We start from the raw sequence: 25,052 nt of genomic DNA, 5'->3' as shown, positions 1-25,052 counted from the left end.
AAGCGGTGCCATAGCACCGCTTACCACTCACGGGTCGTGAGCTGGGGAAACGTTGGTCACCGGAGCCGTTCTTCGCGGTGGTCGGCCAGGGTTCGGCGCGCGATGTCGACGAACTCGTCCCGGCGGCGGTCGGCGCGGCCGCGTGGCCACACCAGCGCGGATTCCAGCGGCGGCATTCCGGTGATCGGCACGTAGCCGATTCCGGGCTGTCCGAAGTGGGTGGCGAAGGACGGAACCGTGGGGTGGACGACCTTTCCCCTCGCCACCAGGGCGGCCAGTTCGAAAGGCTTGACCGGGCTGCGCGGTATTCGGGGGATGGGCCGCCCGCTCGGCGTGTGGGTCGGGATGAACGCTTCCATTATCGATTTCGGCACGCCGGCGCATTCGGTCACGGCGTTGTCGGCAATGTCGTCGATGTGGACGGACTCCCGCGCGGCCAGCGGATGGTCGGTGGCGACCGCGAGCACCCTGGGCTCGCGGGTCAACGCCGGGCCGATGACGACGTCCGCGTCACCGAGCGGGAGCCGGATCGCCAGCAGGTCGACGTCGCCCCGGCGCAGGGCGGCGAGCGGGTCGGTGCCGTGCGAGATCTCGGTGACCAGGACATCGCACTCGGTGTGGCGCGCCTCGAAGGCCTCCACGATCGCCAGCAGGTGCGGCCCCGCCGAGCACGGTTCGAAGGTGCCCAACCGCAGGGTTCCGGACATGCGGCCGTTCACCGGGGACGAGCGCCGGAGCACGTCGGTCAGCCGGCCATAGGCATCGCCGGCCTCGGCGCGGAAACGCTCGCCGAATGGCGTGAGCGAGACGCGCCGGCTGTTTCGATGCACCAATTGTCCGCCGAGCTTGTGCTCCAGCCCGCGCAGGGATTGGCTCACCCGCGACTGCGTGAGGCCGAGCCGCTCGGCGGTTCGTCCGAAATGGAGCTCTTCGGCAAGCGCCAGGAACACCCGGATCTCGCGCAGCTCCACCGTTTCCCACATCGATGAGCGATGCTACTCGCTGCGATGCACGAACGGCTATTGATCTCCGCAACGCGATGCCCACACACTCCCCGGGTGTCGATGAACATGAGAGCGCTGCTCGCGGTGGTCGCCTCGGCGGTCCTTGCCGGGTGCGCGGGGCAGCCCGCCGACGCCGCCGTGGGGGTGTTCTCCTCGGACAACCCTGGTTCGGTGAACGTCTACTGGATGACCGCGCCGGAGGGGTTGGTGCTGGTCGACGGGCTGCGCACGCTGTCCGACGGGCGCCGCGCGCTGGCCGGGATCCAGGCCACCGGGCGGCCGGTGGTGGCCATCGTGGTCACCCATCCGCACCCGGACCACGTGGGCGGGCTCGCCGTGTTCCACCATGCCTATCCGACGGCGCCGATCTACGCCGACGCCGTGACCACCCAGACCGTCCGCGACGACCCGCTCGGCTTCTACGCCCTCACCCACCAGCAGCTCGGCGACGACCACCCGGCCAGGCCGGTCGTGCCGGACCACCTGCTCGCCCCCGGCGCGACCGTCGACGCCGGCGGGCTTCGGTTGGAGACCGCGGAGTTCGGCGCGGGCGAGGACGTCACGGCGGTGGCCTACTACCGTCCGGACACCGGGGCGCTGTTCGCCGGCGACCTGGTCGGCAACCGCGTCACCCCCGCGCTGTTGGAAGGGCACACCTGCGGCTGGCTGACCGGCCTGGACCAGCTGCGCGCCAGGTTCCCGGCGGCGAAGCGGCTCTACCCCGGGCACGGCGCACCCGGCGAACCGGCCGCGCTCATCGACGCGCAGCGCGACTACCTGCGTACGGTCCGGGCGCTGGTCAGGCCCTCGACAACGGACGCCTCACCGGGCGGGCGCGAGGTCACGCCGGACGAGCAACGCTCGATCATCGCCGAGCTGGACAGGCGCTATGCCGACCACCCCAGCGTCGCGTCCCTGCCCGACCTGCGGCAGCGCAACATCCAGGCGGTGGTCGGCGAGCTGCTGGCCGAGTCGTCCGCGCCGGTGCCCGCCGCGTGCCGGCCCTGACCGGGCGCGGAGACGTCAGCGAGGGCGGGTGGCGCGCCAGTAGCCGGTGGCGTAGATCATCCGGCGGGGGAGGGCGCGGTCGTCCAGGAGGTGCGCGCGGATGTCCCGCACGGCGGTCGCCTCGGCGGACAGCCAGGCCTGGCAGCGGCTCGGTGGGACGCCGGTAGGGAGCTCGGCGGCCCGGACCGCGTCGAGCAGCGGGCGGCCGGGTGGGGCGTCGCCCCGGTGCAGCCAGTGCGGGCGGGTGGCCGCGGTGGTGGGCAGGGGCTGTTCCTCGGCGGGGTCGGCGACCTCGATGTACGCCTCGATCGGGCCGTCGAAGTCGCGCAGCGCGTCCAGGACGGTGGCGATCGCGGGCAGCGCGGACTCGTCGCCGATGATCAGGTGCGCACCGGCGGAGGCGTCGGGGCGGTAGCGGCCGCCGGGGTCGGACACCCCCACCCAGTCGCCGGGCTCGGCGCGCGCGGCCCACTCCGCCGCCGGGCCGTGCTCGCCGTGCAGCACGAAGTCCACGTCCAGCTCGCCGGCGTCGGGGTCGAACCGCCGCACGGTGTAGCTGCGGATGATCGGGCGCGGCTCGCCCGGCGGCCAGACCGGGCCACCCGAGGATGCCCGGGGCATGGCGGGGCGGCTCTGGCCGGCGACCGGGAAGAACAGCTTGATCCGCTGGTCGGGGGCGAACGGGGGGTAGCCGGCCAGCTCCTCACCGCCGAGGGTGACGCGGGCCATCCTGGGCGTGACCCGCTCGGTGCGCAGCACCCGCAGCGTGCGGTGCGCGGCGTGCCTGGTGCCCTCGGTGACGGTGGGTTCGATACTGGTCATCGCCGCTATTGTCGCGCGCCGCCCCGGTCCATCTTTCCGGCCATGCCCGTCCAGACCATGTCCATCAGGTACTCGGTGGCCTCGTCCGCGCTGATGTCGCCGCGCCGGCCCCGCCAGAGCGCGAGCCGCTCGCTGGCGCCGACGATGACCTGCGCGTAGCCCTCCAGGCGGCGCGGGTCGGCGCCCGGCGCCTGCAGGCCGAGCAGGCCGACCACGAACTCGGTCTGCTGGCGGCGGATGTCCTCCAGGGCCTCCAGGGCGGCGCCCACCGGCGTCGTCGCGCCCTCGTAGAGCAGCGTCCAGGAGCCGCCCTGGGAGTCCAGGAAGTCGAAGAACGCGCGGAATCCCCGGCGGACCATGTCCTCCTGGCTGCTGGCGGCGGCCACCGCCTTGGACGTGACGGTCAGCAGCTCCTGGCGGGCCCGGGCGATGCAGGCCAGCAGCAGGCCCTCCTTGGAGCCGAAGTGGTCGTAGAGCACCGGCTTGGTGACTCCGACCCGCTCGGCGACGGCGTCCATCGACGCGGCGTGGTAGCCGCGCTCGGCGAACACCTCGGCGGCCGCGTCCAGGATCTGCCGCTCCCGCTCGGCCCGGCTGTAGCGCCGACGGGCCGGCCTCTTGTCGTCCATCACATCAGCCTACCGCAGGTAAGTTACTCGTGGTAGGTTACCGAGAGTAGGTTACTCCCGGTAGGTTGGAGACGAAGATGCGCAGGTCCGTGGTCATCGTGGGAAGCGGGTTCGCCGGGCTGTGCATGGCCATCCGGCTGGCCGAGCAGGGGCGCGACGACTTCGTCGTGCTGGAGAAGGCGGACACCCTGGGCGGCACCTGGCGGGACAACACGTACCCGGGGTGTGCCTGTGACGTGCAGTCGCACCTGTACTCGTTCTCCTTCGCGCCGAACCCGAACTGGACGCGGATGTTCGCCCGCCAGGAGGAGATCCGGGCGTACCTGGAGGACCTCGCGGACCGCTACCGGCTGCGCGACCGGATCCGCTACGGGGTCACGGTGACCGGCGCGGAGTACGACGCCGAGTCCGGTGGCTGGACCGTCCACACCGAGAGGAGCGCAAGCGGAACGAGCATCGACACCGCGGGCGGCGAGACGATCGACTGCCGGTTCGTGGTCTGGGGCACCGGCGCGCTGCACGAGCCGTCCGTGCCCGAGATCGACGGGTTGGAACGTTTCGACGGCACCGTGTTCCACTCCGCGCACTGGGACCACGGCCACGACCTGACCGGTGAGAAGGTGGCGGTGATCGGCACCGGTGCGAGCGCCATCCAGTTCGTGCCGCCGGTGGCCGAGCGGGCCGCCGAGCTGACGCTGTTCCAGCGGACGCCGCCGTGGATCCTGCCCAAGGTGGACCGCCCGATCAGCGCCGCCGAGCGGTGGGCGTTCCGCGCGTTCCCGGCGCTGCAGCGGCTCTACCGGGCGGCTATCTACGCCCGGCTGGAGGCGCGCGTGGTCGGCTTCCGCAACCCCGCGCTGATGGCCGGCCTGGAGCTGCTGGCCAAGCTGCACATCCGCCGCGCCGTCGCGGACCCCGAGCTGCGCCGCGCCCTGACCCCCGACTACACGCTCGGCTGCAAGCGCGTGCTCATCTCCAACGACTACTACCCGGCCCTGACCAGGGACAACGTCAACGTGGTCACGGACGGCATCGTGCGCGTCACCGAGCGCGGCGTGGTCACCGCCGACGGCGCCGAGCACGAGGTGGACACGATCATCTTCGGCACCGGCTTCAAGGTGGCCGACGCGTTCGCCCAACTGGCCATCGTCGGCCGCGACGGGGTCAAGCTGACCGACGCCTGGCGGGACGGCGCGGAGGCGCACCTCGGGACCACGGTGGCCGGCTTCCCCAACCTGTTCGTGCTGGTCGGCCCGAACACCGGGCTGAGCCACAGCTCGATGGTGTACATGATCGAGTCCCAGGTGGCGTACGTGCTGGACTGCCTGGACCTGCTGGACAGGCGCGGGGCGCGCGCCCTGGACACCCGCCCGGAACGGCAGGCCGCCTACAACGCCGAGCTGCGCGAGAAGCTGGCCGGCGGGGTGTGGCAGCGCGGCGGCTGCCGGAGCTGGTACCTGGACGAGAACGGCGTCAACCGCACGCTGTGGCCGGACTTCACCTTCCGCTTCCGTGGCCGCACCCGCCACGCCGACCCCGCCGACCTCGTCCTGACCCCGTGAGTGGTTAGCGTTGTCATAGCAACGCTAACCACTCACGGGTTGTCCACAGAAGGCGTCGAGGTGTTCGGTGGCCCAGGTGCGGAAGCTGCGGGCGGGGCGGCCGGTGATGCGGTCGGCGGCATGCTCGGCGGAGACCGGCCGGGCTTGGGCCGCCGCCCAGTAGTCGAGCAGGGACTCGACGATCGGGGTGGGCATGTGCGCGGTCATGCGCTGGTGGGCTTGGGTGCGGGTCAGTTCGTGGAGCTCGATGGGGCGGGCGGTGAGGTCGGAGAGGATGGCCAGTTGGTCGCGGAAGCTCAGGGGCTCGGGGCCGCTGAGCGTGATCGCCTGGCCGAGCAGGGTGTCGGTGGTCAGGGCGAGGGTGGCCACATCGACGATGTCGTCGGGGTGGATCGGGCTGGTGCGGGCGTCGGGGTAGGCCTGTTCGACGGGCTGGCCGGTGCGGATGGCGCCGCTCCAGGACAGGGCGTTGGTGGCGAACGCGCCGGGGCGCAGCACGGTGGCCGGGATGGGCGAGGCCTGGACCGCGCGCTCGACGGTGAGGTGGTGGCGGGCCAGCGGCGCGGACTCGGCGTTCGGCTCGGTGGTGGAGTCGGAGGACAGCAGCACGATCCGTTCGACCCCGGCGGCGGAGGCGGCGGTGAGCAGGTCGTGGATGCCGGCGGGCTCGGCGTAGAGGAACACGCCGGTCACGCCGGCCAGCGCGGGGGCGAACGTGGCGGGGTCGGCGAGGTCGAGCGTGGTCACGGCGACGCCGGGCGGGGTGTCCAGCCACTGTGGGGCTCGGCTGGCGGCGCGGACGTCGTGGCCGAGGTCGTGCAGCCGGTGCAGCAGCCCGGCGCCGACGGTTCCCCGGGCGCCGGTGATCAGGATGGTCATGAGTACGGGCTCCGTCCCCGGTTTGAACGGTGTTTGTAACGAACGATGTTCATCGACGAACAGCGTACGTTACGGACACCGTTCGGGCACCCCGTTAAGCTCGTGCCCGTGGTCACCTCAGCGCCCGAACCGGTCAGCCGGCGCGCCCGGCCGGCCAAACCGCCGCTGACCAGGGCCGGCATCGTGGCCGCCGCGATCGAGGTGCTCGACTCCGAGGGCCTGGACGGGGTCACGATGCGCCGGCTCGCGCGCGCACTGGACACCGCCGCCGGCTCGCTGTACGTCTACTTCGACAACCGCGACGAGCTGCTCGCCGCCGCGTACGACCGCGTCCTCGGCGAGCTGGCGCTGCCCGACCCCGATCCCGAAACCGCCGGAGACTGGCGCGCCGAGCTGACCGACCTGCTGCTCGACGCGATCACCGTGATCGGCCGGCACGGCGGCATCGCGCGGGTGGCGCTCGGCGCGATCCCGACCGGCCCGAACGCGTTGGCGCTGACCGAGGTCGTCCTCGGGCTGCTGGCGCGCGGCGAGGTCGAGGAGCAGGCCGCCGCGTGGGCCGTCGACCAGCTCATGCTCTACGTCAACGCCGCCGCGCTGGAGGACTCCACCTACCGGCGGCGCGGCGCGCGGGAGCCGACGGAGGTCGCGTCCCTGCGGGCCACCTACGCCGCGCTGCCCGCCGAGCAATACCCGAACACCTACCGGATGCGGGCCGCCATGACCACCGGCTCCGGGGACCAACGCGCGCGCTGGTTCGTCGAGACCGTCCTCACCGGCATCGTCGACAGCGGCGGCCGCGGCGGGTGAGGATGGACGGATGCCCGCACTCCCTCCGATCGTGGCCGCGCTGCGGTCCGCGCTGCCCGCCGACCGGGTGCTCACCGACCCGGCGCTGACCGCCGGCTACGCACACGACGAGGCGGAGTGGGCGCCGCACGGCACGCCGTCGGTGGTGGTCAGGCCCAGGGACACCGCCGAGGTGGCCGCCGCCGTCAAAGCCGCCGCCGAGCTGCGCGTGCCGGTGGTGCCGCGCGGCGCCGGGACGGGGCTGTCCGGCGGGGCGAACGCGGTGGACGGGTGCGTGCTGCTCAGCCTGGAGGCGATGCGCGCGATCGTGCGCATCGACCCCGCCGAGCGGCTGGCGGTGGTCCAGCCGGGGGTGGTCAACGACGAGCTGCGGGCGGCGGCCGCCGGGCACGGGCTGTGGTACCCGCCGGACCCGGCCAGCGCGCCGTGGTCGACCATCGGCGGCAACGTGGCCACCAACGCCGGCGGGCTTTGCTGCGTGAAGTACGGCGTGACCAGGGACTACGTGCTCGCGCTCGAGGTCGTCACGGCGGACGGCGAGGTGGTCCGGCTGGGCCGGCGAACCGCCAAGGGGGTGGCCGGGTACGACCTGGTCGGGCTGCTCGTCGGCTCCGAGGGCACCCTCGCGGTGATCACCGAGGTGACCGTGCGGCTGCGCCCGCTGCGCACCGCGCCCACCCGTACCGTCGTCGGGTTCTTCGACACGCTCGCTCGCGTGGGGGAGGCCGTCGCGAACGTCACCGCCGCCGGGCTGCAGCCGGCCATCTTCGAGCTGATCGACAGGCACTGCCTGCGCGCGGTCGAGGAGTGGAAGCACATGTCGCTGCCGGACGACGCGGCGGCGCTGCTGCTGGCCCAGTCGGACCTGCCCGGCCCGGCGGGGGAGGCCGAGGCGGCGGCCATCCTGGCGGAGTTCACCAAAGCCGGGGCACGGGACGCGGTGGCCTCCACCGACGAGGTCGAGGCCGAGGCGCTGTTCGACGCCCGCCGGCTGGCCTACCCGGCGCTGGAGCAGCGCGGCGACGCCATCCTCACCGAGGACGTCTGTTTGCCGAGGGGGAAGCTGGCCACCATGCTCGCGCGGGTGGAGGAGATCGGCGCCCGGCACCGGGTGCTGATCGCGAACGTGGCGCACGCCGGCGACGGCAACCTGCACCCGCTGATGATCACGCCGACGGGTGACGAGGACGCCCGTCGCCGCTCGCAGGCGGCGTTCGAGGAGATCGTGGACGCCGCGATCGACCTGGGCGGGACGGTGACCGGGGAGCACGGTGTGGGCCTGCTCAAGCGCCGGGGGATGCGCCGCGAGCTCGGGCCCGGCGCGATCCGGCTGCACCGCGCGGTGAAGGCGGCCTGGGACCCGGCGGACATCCTCAACCCCGGCAAGGTGCTGGGCTGACCGGCCGGTCGCGCTCGCCCAGCCAGTCGCGCAGCGCGCGGTGGACCAGCGGGTGGTTGAGCAGGTCGAGGTGGTGTGCCGGGGCGATCCGCAGCCGGTCGCCCACGCCGATGTCCGCGCTGGTCGAGCGCACCAGCAGGTCGCCGAGCAGCTCGGAGCCGGTCAGCTCGGCGACGACCGTGTGGTGCTCGGCCGAGGCCAGCGGGGGGCAGTCGAGCCCGGCCAGGCCGCCGCTCAGGTTCTGGATCCCGGCCGAGCGCAGGTCGAGGAACTCGCCCCAGGCCCTGCTCGCCGGGCGCGCGGACAGCAGGCCGGCCACCGCGGCCGCGCCCCTGGCCAGGGCGGCGCCGGCGTGCGGGCTGCCCAGGTAGACCACGTGCCGGACCAGCTCGGGCCAGCGGGCGCCGGCCGCCACGCCGTGCCCGCAGGCCAGCCGGCACACCAGGCCGCCCATCGAGTGGCCGATCAGGTCGATCCGGCGCACCGGGACCGGCCACCGTTCGACCAGCGCGGCCAGCAGCTCGCTCAGCGCCTCGGCGCTCACGGCCAGCGGGCGGCCGGTGTTGTACCGGAGGTAGAGCGGCGTGGCCGCGAGGTCGGCGGCCAGCCGGGTGCCGTAGTCCGGGCGCTCCGGTTCGCGGCGGGACCGGCGGAAGCGCCAGGCGTGCTCGGTCTCGCCGAGGCCGGGGACCAGCAGCACCAGGTGCCCACCGGCCGCCGGGTACGCCGCGCGCAGGTCGGCGGTGCGGACCGGTAGGTCGCGGCCGGCATGCCGCAACGCCATGCCGAGGTCCAGGTCGTTGCCCTGCGCGGCCAGCCGGTCGCCGAGCAGGCCGTTCACCGCCGCGACCACCCCCGAGCCGAGCGCCGAGCGGTCCAGCAGCGGTCGGCGCGGCCCGTACAGCGCCGACGCGGCGGCCACCGCCTCGCCGGCCAGCAGCGCGGTGCCTCGGACGGCGCGGTAGGTGATCGTGGTGACGGCGTCGTGCCCTGTTCGTACCGGACGGCCGAGCGGCCCCAGGGCGGCGAAGACGCGGTCGGACACCGCCCGGTGGGTGCGCTCGCCGGGGCGCGCGACCAGGCCCACGGCCTGGCCCACCAGGCGTGCCACGCCGCCGATCTCGTCTCGTGCTCGGTCGCCTTCGATGCGCCCAGGGTGACGCATCCGGCCGTGTTCGTGCCACGGCAACAGGATGCAAATTAACCTTGCAAGTGTGTTTGGTACGAGCTTACGGTCGGCGCATGGCAACCTCAGCGCGCTGGTCGATGCTGGTCGTCGGGACGATCCTGTTCGTCTTCGCGCAGCACGGGCCGTGGTACGTGCCGGCGGCGGGATGGGTGTACGCGGTGTTCCTGCTGCGGTTCGCCCGGGGCGGCCGGGTCCTCGGCGGGACGGTCGCGCTCGCGGTGGCGATGGCGGTGGTGTGGCCGCTCTACCTCTACGAGATCGGGCTGCCGGCGTTCACCCCGATGACGCTGCTGTGCGTGGCGATCGGGCTGGTCATGGCGCTGGCGTTCCTGGTCGATCGGCTGGTCACGCCGAGGCTGGGCTCGGCGGTGGCGCGGACGGTGGTGTTTCCGGCGGCGGTGGTGGGTGCGGAGTTCGCGCTGGCCACCGTGACGCCGATGGGCGACGTGATCGGCACGATGGCCGGCGGCCAGCACGCGAACCTGGCGTTGCTGCAGGTCACGTCGGTGACCGGGAGTTATGGCGTGAGCTTCCTGATGGCCTGGGCGGCGTCTGTGGCCACGGAGGTGTGGCAGCGGTGGCCGGAGCTGGCGCGGGTGCGGGCGGCGGTGCTGGCGTTCGCGGTGACGCTGGGGTTGGTGCTGGTGGCCGGGAGCGTGCGGCTGGCGGCGTCGGTCCCGGCGGAGGGCACCGTGCGGGTGGCCGGGGTCAGCGCGGCGCGCTCGGCGGAGGCGGCGGCCAAGGCGGTGCTGGCGCCGGGCGGCGGTTCGCTGCGGCGCGCGGCCCCGGCCGAGGTGAGGCGCGCGTCCGCGATCACCACCGACGACCTGCTCGCCTCCACCGAACGCGAGGCGCGGGCCGGCGCGAAGATCGTGGTCTGGCCGGAGGGCGGTACCTCCACGCTGGCCTCCGAGCGCGACCAGCTGCTCGCCCGCGTCGCCGACGTCGCCGCACGCACCGGCACCTACGTCGACGCCGCCTTCGTGACCAGGCAGGACACGAGCGGCGAGATCCACAACGAGGCCGTCATGATCGACCCGGCCGGCCACCGGGCGTGGCAGTACCGCAAGGCCCACCCGGTGCCGTACATGGACAACTTCGCCCCCGGCGACGGCCGCGTCCCCACCGCCGACACCCCGTACGGGCGGCTCGCGAACGTGATCTGTTTCGACGCCGACTTCCCGGCGCTCATGCGCCAGCAACCCGGGGTGGACGTCATGCTGGTGCCGTCCAACGACTGGATCGAGTTCGGGCGCACACACACCGAGCGCGCGGTCCTCAAGGCGGTGTCCAACGGCTATTCGCTGGTCCGCCAGGACAGCCGGGGCGTGGCCATGGCGATCGACCCGTGGGGCCGGGTGCTCTCCTCCGCCGACTACTTCGCGTCCGACCGCCAGGCCATGGTCGCCGACGTTCCGCTCCGGGGCTCCCGGACGGTGTACGCCACCATCGGTGACGTGTTCGCCTGGCTGTGCCTGGCCGGGCTCGCGGGCCTCGCGATCGTCGCGATCCGGCGCTCAGGCGGCCGCGACGCTCCCGTCCGGGCGGACCCGGCGCAGCACGGTGCCGACCGCCTCGGCAGCCCTGTCCGCCTCTGACTCGGTCATCACCAGCGGCGGGGACAGCACCAGGTTGTGGCTGCTGCTGACCCGCGCGATGACGCCGGTCTCGTCGCGGATGACGTCGGCCAGGTCCCGCTCGCCCTCGGGCAGTGGCCGCCGGGTGTCCTTGTCCTCGACCAGCTCCACCGCCACCCCCAGCCCGGCGTGCCGGACCTCGCCGACCACCGCAAGCCCGCACAGCGGCGCCAACGCGGCGGCCAGATGGTCCCCGAGGCGGCGGGCGCCCGCGACGAGGTCCTCGCGCTCCAGGATGTCCAGGTTCGCCGACGCCACCGCGCACGACACCGGATGCCCGCTGTAGGTGTAGCCGACCGGATAGCCGTGCCCCTCGGTCACCACGTCGACGATCTCGGACGTCGTCATGACCGCCCCCAGTGGCGCGTACCCGCTGGTCAGGCCCTTGGCGATGACGAGGATGTCCGGGCTGATCCGGTACCGGTCGGCGGCGAACCACTCGCCGACCCGCCCGAACCCGGTCACCACCTCGTCCAGGATCAGCAGGATGCCGTACCGGCGCAGCACGGCGGTGACCCGAGGCCAGTAGTCCTCCGGCGGCACCACCATCCCGGCCACGCCCATGATCGGCTCGGCGATCATGGCGGCGATGTTCCCCGGCCCGAGCCGGGCGATGGTGGCCTCCAGCTCGGCGACGCAGAACTCCGTCGGATCCTGCCCGTCGAACAGCCAGGACCGGTACGGGTGCGGCGGGGTCAGGTGCTCCACGTGCGGCATCAGCGGCCCGATGCCGGCCTTCATGTCGTCGAAGCCCGTCGCGGTGCCGCCGCCGTAGGCCAGCCCGTGGTACGCGGTGGTGCGGGACAGGATCCAGGTCCGCGACGGCTCACCCCGCTGGGAGTGGTAGTAGCGGGCGGTCTTGATCGCGGCGTCGTTGCCCTCCGAGCCGCCGCTGGTGAAGTAGGTGTGCTCCAGGCCGGCGGGGGCGAGCCCGGCCAGCCGCTCGGCCAGCTCGATGGCCCGGTCGTTGCCGAAGTCCCAGAAGCTGGTGAAGTACTCCAACCGGCGCATCTGCGCGGCGGCCGCCTCGGCCATCTCGGCGCGCCCGTGGCCGATCTGCGCCAGCCACAGCCCGCCGGTGGCGTCCAGGTACTCCCGCCCGCCCGCGTCCCACAGCGTGCACCCGCGACCGCGCACGAAGATCGTCCGCTCCTTCCTGCCCCGTGGCAGGTGCGGGTGGATCACGTGGCGGGCGTCGCGCTCCACCAGCTCGTGCTCGGTCACGTGCGCTCCTTGCTGGGTTCGGCGGCGTCGGTGGGGTGTACGGCGTCGGTCGCGGTCAGGTCGACGGGCCGTCCGCGCCGGGCGGCGGCGACGGCGATGGCCACCGTGAGCGCCGCCGCGAGCGGGATCAGCCAGGGCAGCAGGGCGGCCGGCCCGCCGGTGATCCCGGTCAGGACGTCGAAGTTCAGCACCGCCAGCACGATCCCCACCGCCAGCCCCAGCGCCCCGAGCGCCGGCGCCACCAGCGCGGCCCACCCCGGGCGTGCACCCCGGCGGCGGAAGAACCCGACCACGGCGACCGCCGCGCCGGCCTGCAGCACCAGCACCGCCAGCGTGCCCAGCCCGACCAGCCAGGCGTAGAGCTGCGTGAGCGGGTCCGCGCCCGCGACCATGAACAGCCCGAGCACCACCGCGGTCACCACCGACTGGGCCACGCTGGCGACGTGCGGGCTCTGGAACCGGGGATGGGTGCGGCCCAGCGGCTCGGGCAGCAGCCCGGCCCGCCCGAGCGAGAACAGGTACCGGGTCAGCGTGTTCTGCAACGCCAGCAGCACGGCGAACACGCTGGTCACCACCAGCACTGCCATGACATCGGTGGACAGCGAACCGACGAACGCGGTGTTCACGGCGGACACGAAGTTCACCGGGTCCGCGCTCGCCTTCGCGGCCACCTCGGCCGAGCCGTACGCCAGCCCGATCGCCCACATGGTCACCGTGTAGAACAGCCCGATCAGCACGATCGCGACGTACGTGGCCCGAGGGACGGTCCGCCGGGGCTCCCTGGCCTCCTCGCCGTAGACGGTGGTCGCCTCGAACCCCACGAAGCAGGAGAACGCGAACAGCAGCGCCACCCCCGGCGCCCCGGCGAAGACGTTCGACGGCGCGAACGCGTGCAGGTTCACCCCGTCCGGCCCGCCCCTGACCAGCACCGCCGCGTCGAACACCAGCAGCACCAGCACTTCGGCCACCATCAACACGCCCAGCACCCGCGCCGACAGGTTCACCTCGAGGTAGCCGAGCACCGCGACCACCACCAGCGCGACCACCGCGGTCAGCTGCCAGGGCACGGACAGCCCCCAACGGCCCAGCAGGTCCTGGGCGAACACCCCGAACTGGCCGAACAGCCCCACCAGCATGCAGTTGTACGCCAACAGCGCGACCCCCGCCGAGGCGTGCCCGGCCCGCCGCCCGAGCCCCGACGAGACGTACGCGGTGAAGCCACCGGCATTGGTGACGTGCCGGCTCATCGCCGCGTAACCGCTCGCGAACAGCAGCAGCACCACCCCGGCCAGCAGGTACATGCCCGGCGCGCCCGGCCCCGCCGCCCCGAACACCACCGGCCCCGCGCCGAGGGTGGCGGCCAGTGGCGCCGCCGCGGCCACCACGAAGAAGACGATCCCGGACGTGCCCATCGCCGCCGTCTTCAGCCGCCCTGCCATGCGCCGGACTCTGGCAGCGCCGCGCCGGCATGGACAATGCCGAATCCGCGATCGTAGGATCGCCGGACGCGATTGGGCCTGGTCAACGGCGTGTGGGTCCGCCGCGCAGGGAGTAGACATGGAAGTCCGGCAGCTACGCTACGCGGTCCGGTTGGCCGACACGCTGCACTTCGGCCGGGCCGCCGAGCGCGAGCACATCGCCCAGTCCGCGTTCAGCGGGCACATCGCCCGGCTGGAGCGCGAGCTGGGCGTCGCGCTGTTCGACCGCCGCCACCACCGCGTCCGGCTGACCCCCGCGGGCGCCGCCTTCGTCGAGCGCGCCCACCAGATCCTGGCCCAGCTCACCGACGCCGCCGCCGAGGCCAAGCGGCACGACCCCCGCCACCAGCAGACCCTGCGGGTGGGCAGCTTCGCCGAGGCCGCCGGCGAGCTGACGCCGATGATCTTCTCGATCTACCGCGAGCTGCGCCCCGAGGTGCGGCTGGAGTTCGTCGAGCTGACCATGGTCGACCAGGTCGAGCGGCTGGTCGCAGGCGAGGTCGACATCGCCATCGTGCGCGTCCCGCTGGACGACCCGAGGATCACGCTGCGCCCGATGTTCTCCGAGCCCAGGGTCGCGGTACTACCCCGACGGCACCGCTACGCCGAGGCCGGCGCGCTGTCCGTGGACGACCTGCTCGACGAGCCGTTCGCCGCCGCCGACACCGGCGCGCCCGCCGACTGGTCGTCCTACTGGACCTGCGACGACCGCCGCGGCCAGGCCTGCCGCGTGGGCGCGCGGGTCCGCTCGGTGGGCGAGAGCCTGATGGCGATCGCGTGCGCCGGGGCCGTCGACACCTTCCCGCTCACCGCCGCCCGCCTGTTCCACCACGCCGGCGTGGCCTACGTCCCCCTGCCCGACGCCGCCGCCAGCACCGTCGCGTTCGCCACCCGGGCCCGCGACACCCGCCCGCACGTGACCACCTTCGACACCGCGGTAGCACACGCGCTCGCACACCACCTGGCCACCGTGCCGCACGCGCACGCCGTTCCCGGCTAGTCCTCCATCAGCGGAAACGCCAGGAACCGGGTCCGCAGCACCCGGCAGTCGCCCGGGTCGTCGTCCGGGCGGCGGTAACGGTGCAGCAGCGCCACGTAGTCGTCCAGGAACTTCTCCAGGTCGGCCCGGTCGACGCGGATCTCGCCACGGGAGAACAGGTACGCGTCGCCCCACTCGCCCAGCTCGTCGCGGGCCGCCTGGAACCGGGCCAGCAGGTCCAGGTCCTCGACCAGGGTGCGCCGGTTCATCTCGTCCATGGCCTCGCGCATCCGCGGGCTCTGCCGGCTGCGCGGCGGGAACCGCAGGTCGTTGGCGACCGAGCGCCACCACCGCTCCCGACCCCTGGCCAGCTCCGGGACCTCCTCGACCAGGCCGTGCCTGGCCATCTCGCGCAGGTGGTAGCTGGTCAGGCCGGTGCTCACGCCCAGCTCCCTGGCCAGCATCGTGGAGTTCGCCGGGCCCCGGCGCAGCACCGCGCGGATGCGGGTCCGCAACGGGTGCGTCACCGACTTCAGGGTGTCCAGGTCGGTGATCTCCTTCGGCTCGCGGCCCATGCCGGCATCCTAGGCAGCCCGCCGGCCTTGCAAGTCGGCCTTGGCAACGCGCTCCCGGCCGCTGGCCCACGACAGCACCGAGGCCAACAGCACGAACCCGGCGGCGACCGGGGCCAGCGCGGCGGCCCCGACCAGGTTCAGCCCGAGCCCGCCGAGCACGCCGGACAGCGACACCGCGAGGTAGAGCACCGACTGGTACAGCGAGGTGACCACCGACTGCGCGCCGGGGGACATGGCGACCAGCTGCTGCTGTTGCGGGGTGGTGACGGTGAACGAGAGCACGCCGGTCACCAGCACGGCGACCACGGCGGTGGCCATCGAACCGCGCAGCGCCGGCACCGCGAGCAGCGCGACGGTCGGCGCCAGGGTGCCGACGACGATCACCCGGCGCGGGTCGAACCGGTCGGCCAGCGCGCCGGCCGCCAGGTTCCCGGCGGTGCCGGCCACGCCGAACAGCAGCAGCGCCAGCGCCAGCTTGTTGCCGTCGTCGCCGGTGGCCGGCTGGTACACCGCGCTGAGGTAGGTGTACGGCAGGTAGATGCCGGTGAACACCACCAGCGTGCGGGTCAGCAGCCCGAGCACCCGGCGGTCGGCCAGCGGGGCGAGCCGTTGCCGCAGCGCCGTCGCGTCCGCGTCCGTGCCTTCGGCCGTCGCTCTGGTCGGTGCCAGCCGGGGGAGGCGGAGCCGCAGCAGCACGGCCGCGACCAGCCCCAGCACGGTGACGAACCAGAGCGTGGCGCGCCAGTCGGCCAGCCCGCCGATCGCGGTGCCCAGCGGCGCGCCGAGCACCAGCGACGAGGTGATCCCGAACATGACTATCGCGATCGCCCGGCCGCGGTGCGTCGGCCCGGCCAGGCCGGCGGCGGTGGCGCTCGCGGTGGCGGTGAACAGCGCCGCGCCGGCCGCCGCGAGCACCCGGGAGGCCAGCACCAGCCCGTAGTCGGGCGCGAGCGCGGTGAGCACGTTGCCGACCGTGAACGCGGCCAGCGCCACCACCAGCGCGGTGCGCCGCGACCAGCCGGCGGTGAGCATCCCGAGCACCGGCGCGGTCAACGCGTAGGCCAGCGAGAACACCGTCACCAACTGGCCGGCCGCGGCCAGGCCGACGCCCAGCGAGGACGCGATGGACGGCAGCACGCCGGCGATCACGAACGCGTCGGTGCCCACCGCGAAGGTGCCGACGGCCAGTATCGCCGCCGGCGTCTTCCATCGGATCTGCGTCTCGGGCATGAACAACCTCTTCCGATCGTTGTCGAACTACGATGGCGATCGTAACTCAATTCCGATGGAGGTCGTAATACGGTGACGACCGTAAGATGTGGCGATGCGGGACACCGGTGAGACCTGGCTGCCCCAGCCCGATCTGGCGGAGGTCGACGTCCAGACCGTGCTGGCGGCGCTGGCCGACCCGGTGCGGCTGCTGATCGTGCGCGAGCTGAACAACGTCGGCGAGTCCACCTGCACCGCGCTGAACGTGCCGGTGAAGGTGTCCACGGTGTCGCACCACCTCGGCGTGCTGCGCGAGTGCGGGATCGTGTCCAGCCGCATCGACGGCAACGCCCGGCCCAGCCGGCTGCGCCACGACGACCTGCAGCGGCGGTTCCCCGGCCTGCTCGACGCGATCATCAACGCCGCCCCGCCGCGCACCGGCGAGCTCTGATGCCGGCTCGTGACCCCGTTGCCGACCTGCGGCGGATCGCGTTCCTGCTGGAGCGAGCGCACTCGTCGACTTACCGGGTGCGCGCCTTCCGGACCGCCGCCAACGTCCTGGCCGGCCGCGACGACCTGGACACGCTGGCGCGTGGCCGGGGGTTGACGTCGCTGAAAGGCGTCGGCGACACCACCGCGCGCTGCGTGCGGCAGTCGCTGGACGGCGAGGAGCCGGAGTACCTGCGCGAGCTGGAGGCCTCGGCCGTCACCGGCGTGGCGCAGCGCAGCTCGATCCCGCCGATCCCGTCACTGGACGGGGACGCGGCGGCGTTGCGGGCGGCGCTGCGCGGCGACTGCCACACCCACTCCGACTGGTCCGACGGCGGCTCGCCGATCGAGGAGATGGCCCTGACCGCCCGCGACCTGGGCCACGAGTACATGGTCCTGACCGACCACTCACCCCGCCTGACCGTGGCCAACGGCCTGTCCGCCGACCGGCTGCGCCGCCAGCTCGACGTGGTGGCCGAGCTGAACGACCGGCTGGCCCCGTTCGTGATCCTGACCGGCATCGAGGTGGACATCCTGGAGGACGGCTCGCTGGACCAGTCGGACGACCTACTGGCCCAGCTCGACCTGGTGGTGGCCAGCGTCCACTCCAAGCTCCGAATGCCCGCGCCCGAGATGACCGAGCGGATGCTCACCGCCATCGCCAACCCCCGGGTCGACATCCTCGGCCACTGCACCGGCCGAATGGTCACCGGCGACCGCAAACGCCCCGAGTCCACCTTCGACGCCGCCGCGGTGTTCGACGCCTGCGCCGCCCACAACGTGGCCGTAGAAATCAACTGCCGCCCCGAACGCCAAGACCCCCCCCACCCGCCTCCTCCGCCAAGCCCTAGCCGCCGGCTGCACGTTCTCCCTCGACACCGACGCCCACGCCCCCGGCCAACTCGACTGGCTCCCCTACGGCGTCACCCGCGCCGCCGCCTGCGCCATCCCCCCAGACCGGGTCATAAACACCCGCGAGTCGGGACTTTTGTCAGGGTGAGTCGGGATTTTTGTCAGTACTCGTACGCCTCCGCCGGCGCCGCGATCGGCACCGCGTCCAGCACCCGAACGGTCGGCACGTACCCGTCGACCACCGCCGCGCCGCCGCCCACCAGCCGGGCCCGCACCCGCAGCCAGCCGTCCGCCTCCAGCCCTTGCACGGCCCCGGCCCCGGCCAGCCTGACCACCATCGGGCGGGCGTCCGCCGCGCAGCAGGTGATCACCATCCGGGCCAGCTCGACCGAGCCGCCGCGCCGCACCACGAACCCGGTCAGCGTGACGTCCCGGTCGGCAAGCTCGTGCGAGCCGTCCCAGACCGCGCGCGCCACGAAGTCGGACAGCCGCAGCTCGGGCGCGTCACCGGAAGGCAGCGGCGCGAACCGCCCGGAGTCCGGGGCGGCGACCACCGCGTTCTGAGCGCCCGCCCGCTCCACCGAGTCCGCCCCCAGCGCCGGCGGCGCCACCAGGAAGATCGCCAGCACCGGCAGGAGCAGCAGCCACGGGCTGTGCGGCTCGCGGTGACCGTGACCGTGGTCCCGTGACCGGCCGGCGCGGGCGGCGCGCGCGTCCCGGACCAGGCTCGCCGAGGCCAGCACCAGGATGGCCGCGCCGGCGGCGAGCAGGTACCAGCGGTGATCGGGCTTGACGTACCGCAGGAAGATGTCCGTCACCGAGATCTTCACCAGCGCGCCGCCGAGCAGCACCAGCAGCAGGTTCTGGGTGTCCCGCCTCACCGCGCGCCGCCCAGCACGACCAGCCCCGCGGCCGTGCCGCAGGCCACCGCCACCACGAACGTGACGGGCGCGAACCTGGCAGCGAACGCCCGCCCGAACGTGCCGGACTGCAGCGCGATCAGCTTGACGTCCACCGCCGGCCCGACCACCAGGAACACCAGCCTGGGCAGCAGCGGCAGGGTGGCCAGCGAGGCGGCCACGAACGCGTCGGCCTCGCTGCACAGCGCCAGCAGCACCGCGAGCAGCGCCATCACCACGATGCCCAGCACGAGCTGACCGGCCAGGCCCTCCAGCCACGCCGCCGGGACCGCGACGTTGAGCACCGCCGAGGTCAGCCCGCCGAGCACCAGGAACCCGCCGGCCCCGACCAGGTCGTGCCGCGCGGTCTCCACGAACGTCCACCAGCGCGCGCCGCCGCCCGTGCCCGGCCGCACTCGCCGCCGCACCCGGTCCGCGATCCACTCCGCCCGTCCCAGCCGCGCCCACAGCCAGCCCATCACCACCGCCGTGGCCAGCGAACCGGCGAACCGCGCCAGCACCATGCCGGGTTCGCCGGGAAACGCCACCGCCGTGGCCACCAGCACCACGGGGTTGATCGCCGGCGCGGCCAGCAGGAAGGTCAGCGCGGCGGCGTCCGGAAGTCCCTGGCCGATCAGCCGGCGCGCCACCGGCACCGAGGCGCACTCGCAGCCCGGCATGACCGCGCCGGCCAACCCGGCCACCGGCACCGCCAGCGCGGACCGCCTCGGCAGCAGCCGCCCGAGCGCGGCGGGGGAGACGAACGCGGCGATCAGCCCGGAGAGCACCACGCCGAGCACCAGGAACGGCAGCGCCTGCACGCACACCGCGACGAAGACGGTCGCGGCCGTGCGCACGGCCGGGGCGTCCAGCGTGGCGGCGATCGGCCCCTGGAGCAGCAGCGCGGCCACGACCAGCGCGCAGAACACCTGCGTCGAGGTGATCCGGCGGCGGGCACGCGGCGGCGGGTCGTCGGTGGTGCTGGTGAGATCGGTGGTGTCGGTGGTTCCACTGGTGCCGGTCACGGCGGTCATCGTGCCAGCGGAGGTCGGCCCGGCGCGGCGTTTTGGGCGCGCGCTCCCGGGTCGGCGGCGCGCATTCCGCCGATCGGAGTGGCCGGCCGGCGCGGGGTAGGGTGAGGGGGCCGTCGCGAAGTGCCCGCCGGATGATCCGGTGGCCCGCCGGCGGTGTCGAGTCCGGGCTTTCTCCGGCGCAATCCCCTCTCTCCGGTCGCAGCTTTGTCGCGAAAGGAAACCTGTGTCAGAAGCGCGCACCCCGGGTGCGGTGTACCTGCTCGGCGCGAGCATCTTCGTGCTCGGCACCACCGAGTTCGTGATCGCGGGCCTGCTCCCCGAGCTGTCCGCCGACCTGGGCGTCTCGCTGCCCGAGGCCGGCTTGTTGATCTCGGCGTTCGCCGTCGCGATGGTGGTCGGCGCGCCGGTGCTGGCGGTGCTCACGCTGCGGCTGCCGCGCCGGGCCACGCTGCTGGGCGCGCTGGGCCTGTTCGCCGCCGGCCAGGTGCTCGGCGCGCTGGCCGGCGACTACCCGACGCTGATGGTGGCCAGGGTGATCACGGCGGCGGCCACCGGCGCGTTCTGGGCGGTGGCCGGGGTGGTCGCGGTGAGCATGGTCCCCCCGGGGCAGCGGGCCCGCGCGTTGTCGCTGTTGCTCGGCGGGCTGACCACGGCGAACGTGCTGGGGGTGCCGCTGGGCACGCTGGTCGGCCAGCAATGGGGCTGGCGGGCCACGTTCTGGGCGATCGCGGTGGCGGCCGTGGTCGCGATGGCCGGGATCTGGGGGTGGCTGCCGGTGTCCGGTGTCGGCGGCGGGCCGGCGGTGGGGGTGCGGGCCGAGGTTCGGGCGTTTCGGAGCGGCCGGCTGTGGCTGGCGCTGGGCACCTCGGCGGTGTTCGAGGCCGGCGTGATGGGCGCGTTCGGCTACCTGGCTCCGGTGGTCACGGACGTCGCGGGCCTGCCGGGCGGCGCGGTGCCGGTGGTGCTCACGCTGTACGGGGTGGGCAGCCTGGTCGGGGTGCGGCTGGGCGGCCGGTGGGCGGACGCGCGGCCGTGGGGCACGCTGTACCTCGCGCTGGGAGTGATCGCGTGCGCGCTGCTGGTGCTGGCGGCCGCGGCCAGGGTGCCCGGCGTGCCGATGGTCGCCGCGTTCGTGCTCGGGCTCGCCGTGTTCGTGGCGGGTACGGCGCTGACCGCCCGGGTGTTCGCGCTCGCCGGCCCGGCGCCGACGCTGGCCAGCGCGGCGAACGCGTCGGCGTTCAACGTCGGCAACACGGTGGGGCCGTGGCTGGGCGGGCTGGTGATCGCCGGCCTGGGTCTACGCGCCCCGGCCGTGCTCGGCGCGGTGCTGGCGGGCGCGGCGCTCGGGCTCGGCTTGGTGTCGCGCGCGCTGGAAACACCCGGCCCTGGCGTACCTCACACCCGCGAGTCGGGACTTTCGTCAGGGTGAGTCGGGAATTCCGTCAGGCCGACTGACGGCGCCTGAGAGGGGGACTCGCGCTGACAGGGTCCGTGACTCGCGATCCTGGCTCCGTCTGACGAAATCCGCGACTCACCCTGACAAAAACCCCGACTCGCGGGCGGTGACGACGACGGTCCGACTCGCGGACGGAGGGGTCAGGGGGACGGGGGGAACATGGTGGCGAACTCGTGGACGGAGACGTCGGTGCCGGGGGCTAGTGCGGTGTTCTGCCAGGTTTCGAAGAGGCGCTTTTGGGAGGCCATGGCGGCGGGGTCGTGGGGGGTGAGCTTGGACAGGAGGGTTTCGGTGGTGGCCGTCAGGGCGGTGGGGTCGACCACGGCGTTGCACAGGCCGGTGGTGGCGAAGCGGGTGACGGGGTAGAGGTCGCCGGTCAGGATGATCTCCTTGGCCAGGCTCAGGCCGACGTGCTGGGAGAGCAGGGCGGCGTCGGCCACGGAGGGGATGCCCACCTTGATCTCGGGCAGGCCGAACGTCGAGCGGGTGGTCGCCACGCGCAGGTCGCAGGCCAGGGCCAGCTCGAACGCGACGCCCAGGCAGTAGCCGTCCACCGCGCACAGCGTCGGCACCGGGGCGGTGCGCACGGCGGCCAGCATGTTGCGCAGGCCGGCGATGAACGAGCGGGCCGACTCCCTGGTCAGCGAGCCGAACGTGTCGAGGTGCATGCCGGCGCTGAACGCCCGCCCGCCTTCGCCGGCGAACACCACCGCCCGCACCCCGTCCTCCAGGCGCATCGCCGCCCGCAGCGCCTCGATGTCCTCGGGCCGCAGGGCGTTCAGCTTCGCCGGCCTTGCGAGGGTGATCCGCAGCGTGTCGCCGGTGCGTTCGGTCCGTATGGCTGTCACGGTGAGCGACCATATCGTTTGTTGCGCAAACCAAAGGGGTTCATCTGAACGAGCGTTCGGCGTAACGTGATGTGTCGCCCCCGACCGGAGGACTGACAATGAAGTCGATCTTCTTTCATCTGATGCCGTACCGCGATCTGCCGGCGGACTTCGAGACGAAGTACGAGAGCATCTGGGTCACCCCGCCGAACACCGAGCTGTGCGATCCGAAGAAGGTCGCGCAGTACTACGAGTGGAACCTCGACGAGCTGGAGCTGGCCGACCGGCTGGGCTTCGACGGCGTGGGCGTGAACGAGCACCACCAGAACGGCTACGGGTTCATGGCCTCGCCGAACCTGATGGCCGCCGCGCTGGCCCGCCGCACCCCGAACAACTCCGCGATCATGGTGCTGGGCAACACGCTCGCGCTGTACTCGCCGGCCACCCGGGTGGCCGAGGAGTTCGCCATGCTCGACGTGCTCTCGCACGGGCGGCTGGCCGCCGGCTTCCCGGTGGGCACCTCGATGGACGTCAACTTCTGCTACGGCGTCACCCCGACGCAGACCAGGCCCCGGTTCCGGGAGGCCGAGGAGCTGATCATCAAGGCCTGGACCGAGCCGGGCCCGTTCAGCTTCAACGGGGAGTTCAACCAGCTCCGTTACGTCAACCCGTGGCCGCAGCCGCTGCAGAAGCCGCACCCGCCGGTGTGGCTGGCCGGCGGCGGCTCGGTGGAGACCTGGGACCTGGCCGCCCGCCGCGACTACACCTACAGCTACCTGAGCTTCTTCGGCGCCAAGTTCGGCAAGAAGCTGATGGACGGGTTCTGGAGCCGGATGGACGAGCTGGGCGTGGACCGCAACCCGTTCCGGGCCGGGTTCGCCCAGCAGATCTGCGTCTCCGAGACCGACGAGCGCGCCGAGCAGGAGTACCTGGAGCACTGCGCGTACTTCTTCAACAAGTGCCTGCACATCCCGCCCTACTTCTTCGAGGCCCCCGGCTACCGGACGCGCAAGAGCACCGAGTTCGCGATCAAGACCAACCAGCCGGGCGTGATCGCCGCGTCCGCCGCGCTGGAGAAGAACTGGAAGACCCTCAACGAGGAGGGCTTCATCATCGCCGGCAGCCCGGCCACGGTGGCCGACAAGCTGATCGAGGTGGCCAAGACGCTGCGGGTGGGCAACCTGCACGCGCTGCTGCAGATCGGCTCGATGCCGCACGACCTGACCGAGAAGAACATCACGCTGTTCGCCGAGGAGGTCATGCCCCGGATCAGGCACGTCTGGGACGCCGAGGGCTGGGAGCACAAGTGGTGGCCGCAGGGCGCCGCCGACCGGTCCGCCGCCACCACCGCCGCCTGAGGGGGTCGTTACATGACCACGACCGGGACGAAGCTCCCCGAGAACGTCACCGAGCGGCTGGTCCCGGTGCTCGGCGGTCGCGTCCAGGCGCGGGTGCTGGTCGCCGGCACGGGCGAGCCGGTGCTGTTCCTGCACGGCGCGGGCGGGCTGATGTGGGACCCGTTCCTGGAGGCGCTCGCGGCCGGGCACACGGTGTACGCCGTGGAGCACCCCGGGGCCGGCGAGTCCGACGCGCTGACCCACCTGCCCGGGATCTGGGAGCTGGTGCTGTTCTACGACGAGCTGCTCGACGGGCTGGGGCTGGACGCGGTGTCGGTGGTCGGCCACTCGTTCGGCGGCATGGTGGCCACCGAGCTGGCCGCGAACAACCCGCGCCGGGTGTCCCGGCTCGCGCTGATCGCGCCGATCGGGCTGTGGCGCGACGACGCCCCGATCCCGGACATCGCCGCCGTCCCGAAGGGTGAGCTGCCCGCGCTGGTGCTGGCCGACCCGACGGGTCCGCTGGCCGAGATGCTCACCCCGCCGGCTGACGACCCGCAGGCGCTGTTCGAGGCCGCCGTGCGGATGGCCAGCGTCCTGCACTTCATCTGGCCGCTGCCGGACAAGGGCCTGCGCCGGCGCATCCACCGGGTGTCCGCGCCCACCCTGCTGGTCTGGGGCGAGCTGGACAAGCTGGTGTCGCCGGTCTACGCGGAGGAGTTCGCCGGGCTGCTGCGCCGCTCGGAGACGACGCTGGTGCCCGACGCCGGGCACCTGCCGCACCTGGAGCAGCCCGAGCCGGTGCGCCGCGCCGTGCTCGGCTTCCTGGACCGGCCGTCGCAGGAGCTGCCCGGGTAGCGTCCTCGTGTGGGGACGAGGAGCGCGCGGCGCGAGGAGTGTTCGAGGCGCGGGCTGGCCGCCGCCGTCGCGGTGGCCGGGGAGCACGGCCTGCGGGTCGGTGAGCCGGTCGTCCTGAACGACCTGTTCTCGCTGATGGTGCACCTCGCGCCGGCCCCGGTGGTGGCGCGGGTGGCCACCTGGGCGCCGGTGATGCGCCGTCCGGCCGAGGACTGGTTGCGCCGCGAGGTGGACGTCACCGGCTGGCTGGCCGGCCAGGGCGCGCCGGTGGTCGCACCCAGCGCCGAGCTGCCGGCCGGGCCGCACGAACGGGACGGCTTCGCGATCAGCTTCTGGACGCACCTGCGCGCCGACCCGGACCGCACGGTCGGCACCGCCGACTGCGCCGCCATGCTCGCCGACCTGCACGCCGCGCTGCGCGGCTACCCGGGCGAGCTGCCGCTGCTCGCGCCCGCCGCGAACGAGATCCCTCGTGGCCTGGCCGCGCTGGACGCGGACCCCGGCCCGCTCACCCCCGCCGAGGCCGACCGGCTGCGCGCGGCGGCTGACCGGCTGCGCCCGTTCTGGCAGGCGCCGCCGGGGGAGCTGCAGCCCCTGCACGGCGACGCGCACCCCGGCAACATCGTGGCCACCGCCGACGGCTTCGTGTGGATCGACTTCGAGGACGTCTGCACCGGCCCCGTCGAATGGGACCTGGCGTTGCTGCACCAGCAGGACCCGGACGCGGTCGCCGCCCACCACCGTCCGGTTCCGGAGACGATGGCGCGCTGCTCCGAACTGCGCGCCCTGCACGTGGCCCTGTGCCTGATCACCTACCGGGACACGCTCGGCGACACCGACGGCTGGGACGCCGGCATCCGCTACTTCGTGGGCGCGCTGCCGCACCCGTGAGTGGC

The 25,052-nt window shown here is 73.4% G+C and carries 23 protein-coding genes and 1 pseudogene; 12 read left to right on the top strand and 12 right to left on the bottom strand.

The annotated features are described in order from the left end of the window. Positions 1 to 56: 56 nt before the first annotated feature. Positions 57 to 983, bottom strand: coding sequence for a LysR family transcriptional regulator (locus tag N912_RS52600; protein WP_084210969.1), 927 nt, complete (start codon positions 981 to 983; stop codon positions 57 to 59). Between the two features lie 81 nt (positions 984 to 1,064). Between N912_RS52600 and N912_RS0117175 the strand changes: the two genes are divergently transcribed. Further along, positions 1,065 to 2,012, top strand: coding sequence for an MBL fold metallo-hydrolase (locus N912_RS0117175; protein WP_245645347.1), 948 nt, complete (start codon positions 1,065 to 1,067; stop codon positions 2,010 to 2,012). A gap of 15 nt (positions 2,013 to 2,027) precedes the next feature. Here the strand turns inward: N912_RS0117175 and N912_RS0117170 are convergent, their stop codons facing one another. Both N912_RS0117170 and N912_RS0117165 read right to left on the bottom strand, forming a co-directional pair. Continuing rightward, positions 2,028 to 2,834, bottom strand: coding sequence for a siderophore-interacting protein (locus N912_RS0117170; RefSeq protein ID WP_051580348.1), 807 nt, complete (start codon positions 2,832 to 2,834; stop codon positions 2,028 to 2,030). A 5-nt stretch (positions 2,835 to 2,839) separates the two neighbouring features. Beyond that, positions 2,840 to 3,463: a TetR/AcrR family transcriptional regulator gene (locus tag N912_RS0117165; protein ID WP_028923375.1), complete on the bottom strand. Its 624-nt coding sequence runs from the start codon at positions 3,461 to 3,463 to the stop codon at positions 2,840 to 2,842. A 77-nt stretch (positions 3,464 to 3,540) separates the two neighbouring features. On the opposite strand from N912_RS0117165, the gene N912_RS0117160 reads away from it, so the two are divergent. Further along, the gene (locus tag N912_RS0117160) at positions 3,541 to 5,025 is read left to right on the top strand and encodes a flavin-containing monooxygenase (RefSeq protein WP_051580347.1); all 1,485 of its coding nucleotides are present in this window, start codon (positions 3,541 to 3,543) and stop codon (positions 5,023 to 5,025) included. Between the two features lie 24 nt (positions 5,026 to 5,049). Here N912_RS0117160 and N912_RS0117155 read toward each other — a convergent pair whose 3' ends face one another. Then, positions 5,050 to 5,904, bottom strand: coding sequence for an SDR family oxidoreductase (locus N912_RS0117155; RefSeq protein WP_028923373.1), 855 nt, complete (start codon positions 5,902 to 5,904; stop codon positions 5,050 to 5,052). A gap of 108 nt (positions 5,905 to 6,012) precedes the next feature. On the opposite strand from N912_RS0117155, the gene N912_RS0117150 reads away from it, so the two are divergent. Together N912_RS0117150 and N912_RS0117145 are read left to right on the top strand one after the other, a co-directional pair. Further along, entirely contained in the window at positions 6,013 to 6,714 is a 702-nt protein-coding gene (locus tag N912_RS0117150) for a TetR/AcrR family transcriptional regulator (protein WP_037065473.1), read from the top strand. Between the two features lie 10 nt (positions 6,715 to 6,724). Beyond that, positions 6,725 to 8,113: an FAD-binding oxidoreductase gene (locus N912_RS0117145; protein ID WP_037065231.1), complete on the top strand. Its 1,389-nt coding sequence runs from the start codon at positions 6,725 to 6,727 to the stop codon at positions 8,111 to 8,113. Here the strand turns inward: N912_RS0117145 and N912_RS52595 are convergent. Continuing rightward, on the bottom strand, positions 8,088 to 9,224 hold the full coding sequence (locus N912_RS52595; protein ID WP_051580346.1) for an esterase/lipase family protein: 1,137 nt from the start codon (positions 9,222 to 9,224) through the stop codon (positions 8,088 to 8,090). The two genes, N912_RS0117145 and N912_RS52595, sit on opposite strands and share 26 nt — an antisense overlap. Before the next feature lie 131 nt (positions 9,225 to 9,355). Here N912_RS52595 and N912_RS52590 point away from each other — a divergent pair, with 131 nt between their 5' ends. Then, entirely contained in the window at positions 9,356 to 10,900 is a 1,545-nt protein-coding gene (locus N912_RS52590; protein WP_064745306.1) for an apolipoprotein N-acyltransferase, read from the top strand. On the opposite strand, the gene N912_RS0117130 is transcribed toward N912_RS52590, so the two are convergent. Both N912_RS0117130 and N912_RS52585 read right to left on the bottom strand, forming a co-directional pair. Next, a complete protein-coding gene (locus N912_RS0117130) occupies positions 10,820 to 12,163 on the bottom strand; it encodes an aminotransferase family protein (RefSeq protein WP_028923370.1) in 1,344 nt (447 codons plus the stop codon). The two genes, N912_RS52590 and N912_RS0117130, sit on opposite strands and share 81 nt — an antisense overlap. Beyond that, complete coding sequence (locus N912_RS52585; RefSeq protein WP_211261283.1) at positions 12,160 to 13,602, bottom strand: APC family permease; 1,443 nt, start codon at positions 13,600 to 13,602, stop codon at positions 12,160 to 12,162. Before N912_RS52585 ends, N912_RS0117130 begins: the two co-directional genes overlap by 4 nt. Before the next feature lie 118 nt (positions 13,603 to 13,720). Here N912_RS52585 and N912_RS52580 point away from each other — a divergent pair, with 118 nt between their 5' ends. Next, the gene (locus N912_RS52580) at positions 13,721 to 14,641 is read left to right on the top strand and encodes a LysR family transcriptional regulator (protein ID WP_051580344.1); all 921 of its coding nucleotides are present in this window, start codon (positions 13,721 to 13,723) and stop codon (positions 14,639 to 14,641) included. Here the strand turns inward: N912_RS52580 and N912_RS0117115 are convergent. Continuing rightward, positions 14,638 to 15,195, bottom strand: a complete 558-nt coding sequence (locus N912_RS0117115; RefSeq protein WP_028923369.1) for a helix-turn-helix domain-containing protein — start codon at positions 15,193 to 15,195, stop codon at positions 14,638 to 14,640. The two genes, N912_RS52580 and N912_RS0117115, sit on opposite strands and share 4 nt — an antisense overlap. A 9-nt stretch (positions 15,196 to 15,204) precedes the next feature. Continuing rightward, positions 15,205 to 16,425: an MFS transporter gene (locus tag N912_RS52575; protein WP_064745305.1), complete on the bottom strand. Its 1,221-nt coding sequence runs from the start codon at positions 16,423 to 16,425 to the stop codon at positions 15,205 to 15,207. Positions 16,426 to 16,519: 94 nt separating this feature from the next. Here N912_RS52575 and N912_RS0117105 point away from each other — a divergent pair, with 94 nt between their 5' ends. Continuing rightward, on the top strand, positions 16,520 to 16,855 hold the full coding sequence (locus N912_RS0117105; RefSeq protein WP_028923368.1) for an ArsR/SmtB family transcription factor: 336 nt from the start codon (positions 16,520 to 16,522) through the stop codon (positions 16,853 to 16,855). After that, positions 16,855 to 17,893, top strand: a pseudogene (locus N912_RS62095) (PHP domain-containing protein). Before N912_RS0117105 ends, N912_RS62095 begins: the two are co-directional and overlap by 1 nt. A gap of 13 nt (positions 17,894 to 17,906) precedes the next feature. Here N912_RS62095 and N912_RS0117095 read toward each other — a convergent pair. Both N912_RS0117095 and N912_RS0117090 read right to left on the bottom strand, forming a co-directional pair. Next, on the bottom strand, positions 17,907 to 18,626 hold the full coding sequence (locus N912_RS0117095) for a TIGR03943 family putative permease subunit (protein ID WP_028923366.1): 720 nt from the start codon (positions 18,624 to 18,626) through the stop codon (positions 17,907 to 17,909). Next, positions 18,623 to 19,678: a permease gene (locus N912_RS0117090; RefSeq protein ID WP_051580343.1), complete on the bottom strand. Its 1,056-nt coding sequence runs from the start codon at positions 19,676 to 19,678 to the stop codon at positions 18,623 to 18,625. Before N912_RS0117090 ends, N912_RS0117095 begins: the two co-directional genes overlap by 4 nt. Before the next feature lie 223 nt (positions 19,679 to 19,901). Between N912_RS0117090 and N912_RS52570 the strand changes: the two genes are divergently transcribed. Further along, positions 19,902 to 21,107 (top strand): Cmx/CmrA family chloramphenicol efflux MFS transporter, encoded by a 1,206-nt coding sequence (locus N912_RS52570; protein ID WP_156993691.1) that lies wholly within the window; start codon positions 19,902 to 19,904, stop codon positions 21,105 to 21,107. A gap of 167 nt (positions 21,108 to 21,274) precedes the next feature. Here the strand turns inward: N912_RS52570 and N912_RS60430 are convergent, their stop codons facing one another. Beyond that, on the bottom strand, positions 21,275 to 21,982 hold the full coding sequence (locus N912_RS60430; protein WP_051580341.1) for an enoyl-CoA hydratase/isomerase family protein: 708 nt from the start codon (positions 21,980 to 21,982) through the stop codon (positions 21,275 to 21,277). 98 nt (positions 21,983 to 22,080) lie between these two features. On the opposite strand from N912_RS60430, the gene N912_RS52560 reads away from it, so the two are divergent. The 3 genes from N912_RS52560 to N912_RS0117065 are packed head-to-tail and all read left to right on the top strand — an operon-like array spanning position 22,081 to position 25,047. Then, the gene (locus tag N912_RS52560) at positions 22,081 to 23,319 is read left to right on the top strand and encodes an LLM class flavin-dependent oxidoreductase (RefSeq protein WP_037065227.1); all 1,239 of its coding nucleotides are present in this window, start codon (positions 22,081 to 22,083) and stop codon (positions 23,317 to 23,319) included. 12 nt (positions 23,320 to 23,331) lie between these two features. Next, positions 23,332 to 24,156: an alpha/beta fold hydrolase gene (locus N912_RS0117070; protein WP_028923364.1), complete on the top strand. Its 825-nt coding sequence runs from the start codon at positions 23,332 to 23,334 to the stop codon at positions 24,154 to 24,156. 9 nt (positions 24,157 to 24,165) lie between these two features. Next, entirely contained in the window at positions 24,166 to 25,047 is an 882-nt protein-coding gene (locus N912_RS0117065) for a phosphotransferase enzyme family protein (RefSeq protein ID WP_028923363.1), read from the top strand. Positions 25,048 to 25,052 lie beyond the last annotated feature (5 nt).

It is taken from the genome of Actinospineispora acaciae DSM 45401, from assembly GCF_000620785.1.
In the GTDB taxonomy this organism is placed as follows: domain Bacteria; phylum Actinomycetota; class Actinomycetes; order Mycobacteriales; family Pseudonocardiaceae; genus Pseudonocardia; species Pseudonocardia acaciae.
The sequence above is the reverse complement of the archived record's forward strand: the minus strand, read 5'-3'. Positions and strand labels throughout refer to the sequence as shown.

Coding starts and splice junctions, on each gene's coding strand:
- N912_RS52600 (WP_084210969.1), bottom strand. CDS start 983: ATGTGGGAAACGGTGGAGCTGCGCGAGATCCGGGTGTTCCTGGCGCTT.
- N912_RS0117175 (WP_245645347.1), top strand. CDS start 1,065: ATGAACATGAGAGCGCTGCTCGCGGTGGTCGCCTCGGCGGTCCTTGCC.
- N912_RS0117170 (WP_051580348.1), bottom strand. CDS start 2,834: ATGACCAGTATCGAACCCACCGTCACCGAGGGCACCAGGCACGCCGCG.
- N912_RS0117165 (WP_028923375.1), bottom strand. CDS start 3,463: ATGGACGACAAGAGGCCGGCCCGTCGGCGCTACAGCCGGGCCGAGCGG.
- N912_RS0117160 (WP_051580347.1), top strand. CDS start 3,541: ATGCGCAGGTCCGTGGTCATCGTGGGAAGCGGGTTCGCCGGGCTGTGC.
- N912_RS0117155 (WP_028923373.1), bottom strand. CDS start 5,904: ATGACCATCCTGATCACCGGCGCCCGGGGAACCGTCGGCGCCGGGCTG.
- N912_RS0117145 (WP_037065231.1), top strand. CDS start 6,725: ATGCCCGCACTCCCTCCGATCGTGGCCGCGCTGCGGTCCGCGCTGCCC.
- N912_RS52590 (WP_064745306.1), top strand. CDS start 9,356: ATGGCAACCTCAGCGCGCTGGTCGATGCTGGTCGTCGGGACGATCCTG.
- N912_RS52585 (WP_211261283.1), bottom strand. CDS start 13,602: ATGGCAGGGCGGCTGAAGACGGCGGCGATGGGCACGTCCGGGATCGTC.
- N912_RS52580 (WP_051580344.1), top strand. CDS start 13,721: ATGGAAGTCCGGCAGCTACGCTACGCGGTCCGGTTGGCCGACACGCTG.
- N912_RS0117115 (WP_028923369.1), bottom strand. CDS start 15,195: ATGGGCCGCGAGCCGAAGGAGATCACCGACCTGGACACCCTGAAGTCG.
- N912_RS52575 (WP_064745305.1), bottom strand. CDS start 16,425: ATGCCCGAGACGCAGATCCGATGGAAGACGCCGGCGGCGATACTGGCC.
- N912_RS0117105 (WP_028923368.1), top strand. CDS start 16,520: ATGCGGGACACCGGTGAGACCTGGCTGCCCCAGCCCGATCTGGCGGAG.
- N912_RS0117090 (WP_051580343.1), bottom strand. CDS start 19,678: ATGACCGCCGTGACCGGCACCAGTGGAACCACCGACACCACCGATCTC.
- N912_RS52560 (WP_037065227.1), top strand. CDS start 22,081: ATGAAGTCGATCTTCTTTCATCTGATGCCGTACCGCGATCTGCCGGCG.
- N912_RS0117070 (WP_028923364.1), top strand. CDS start 23,332: ATGACCACGACCGGGACGAAGCTCCCCGAGAACGTCACCGAGCGGCTG.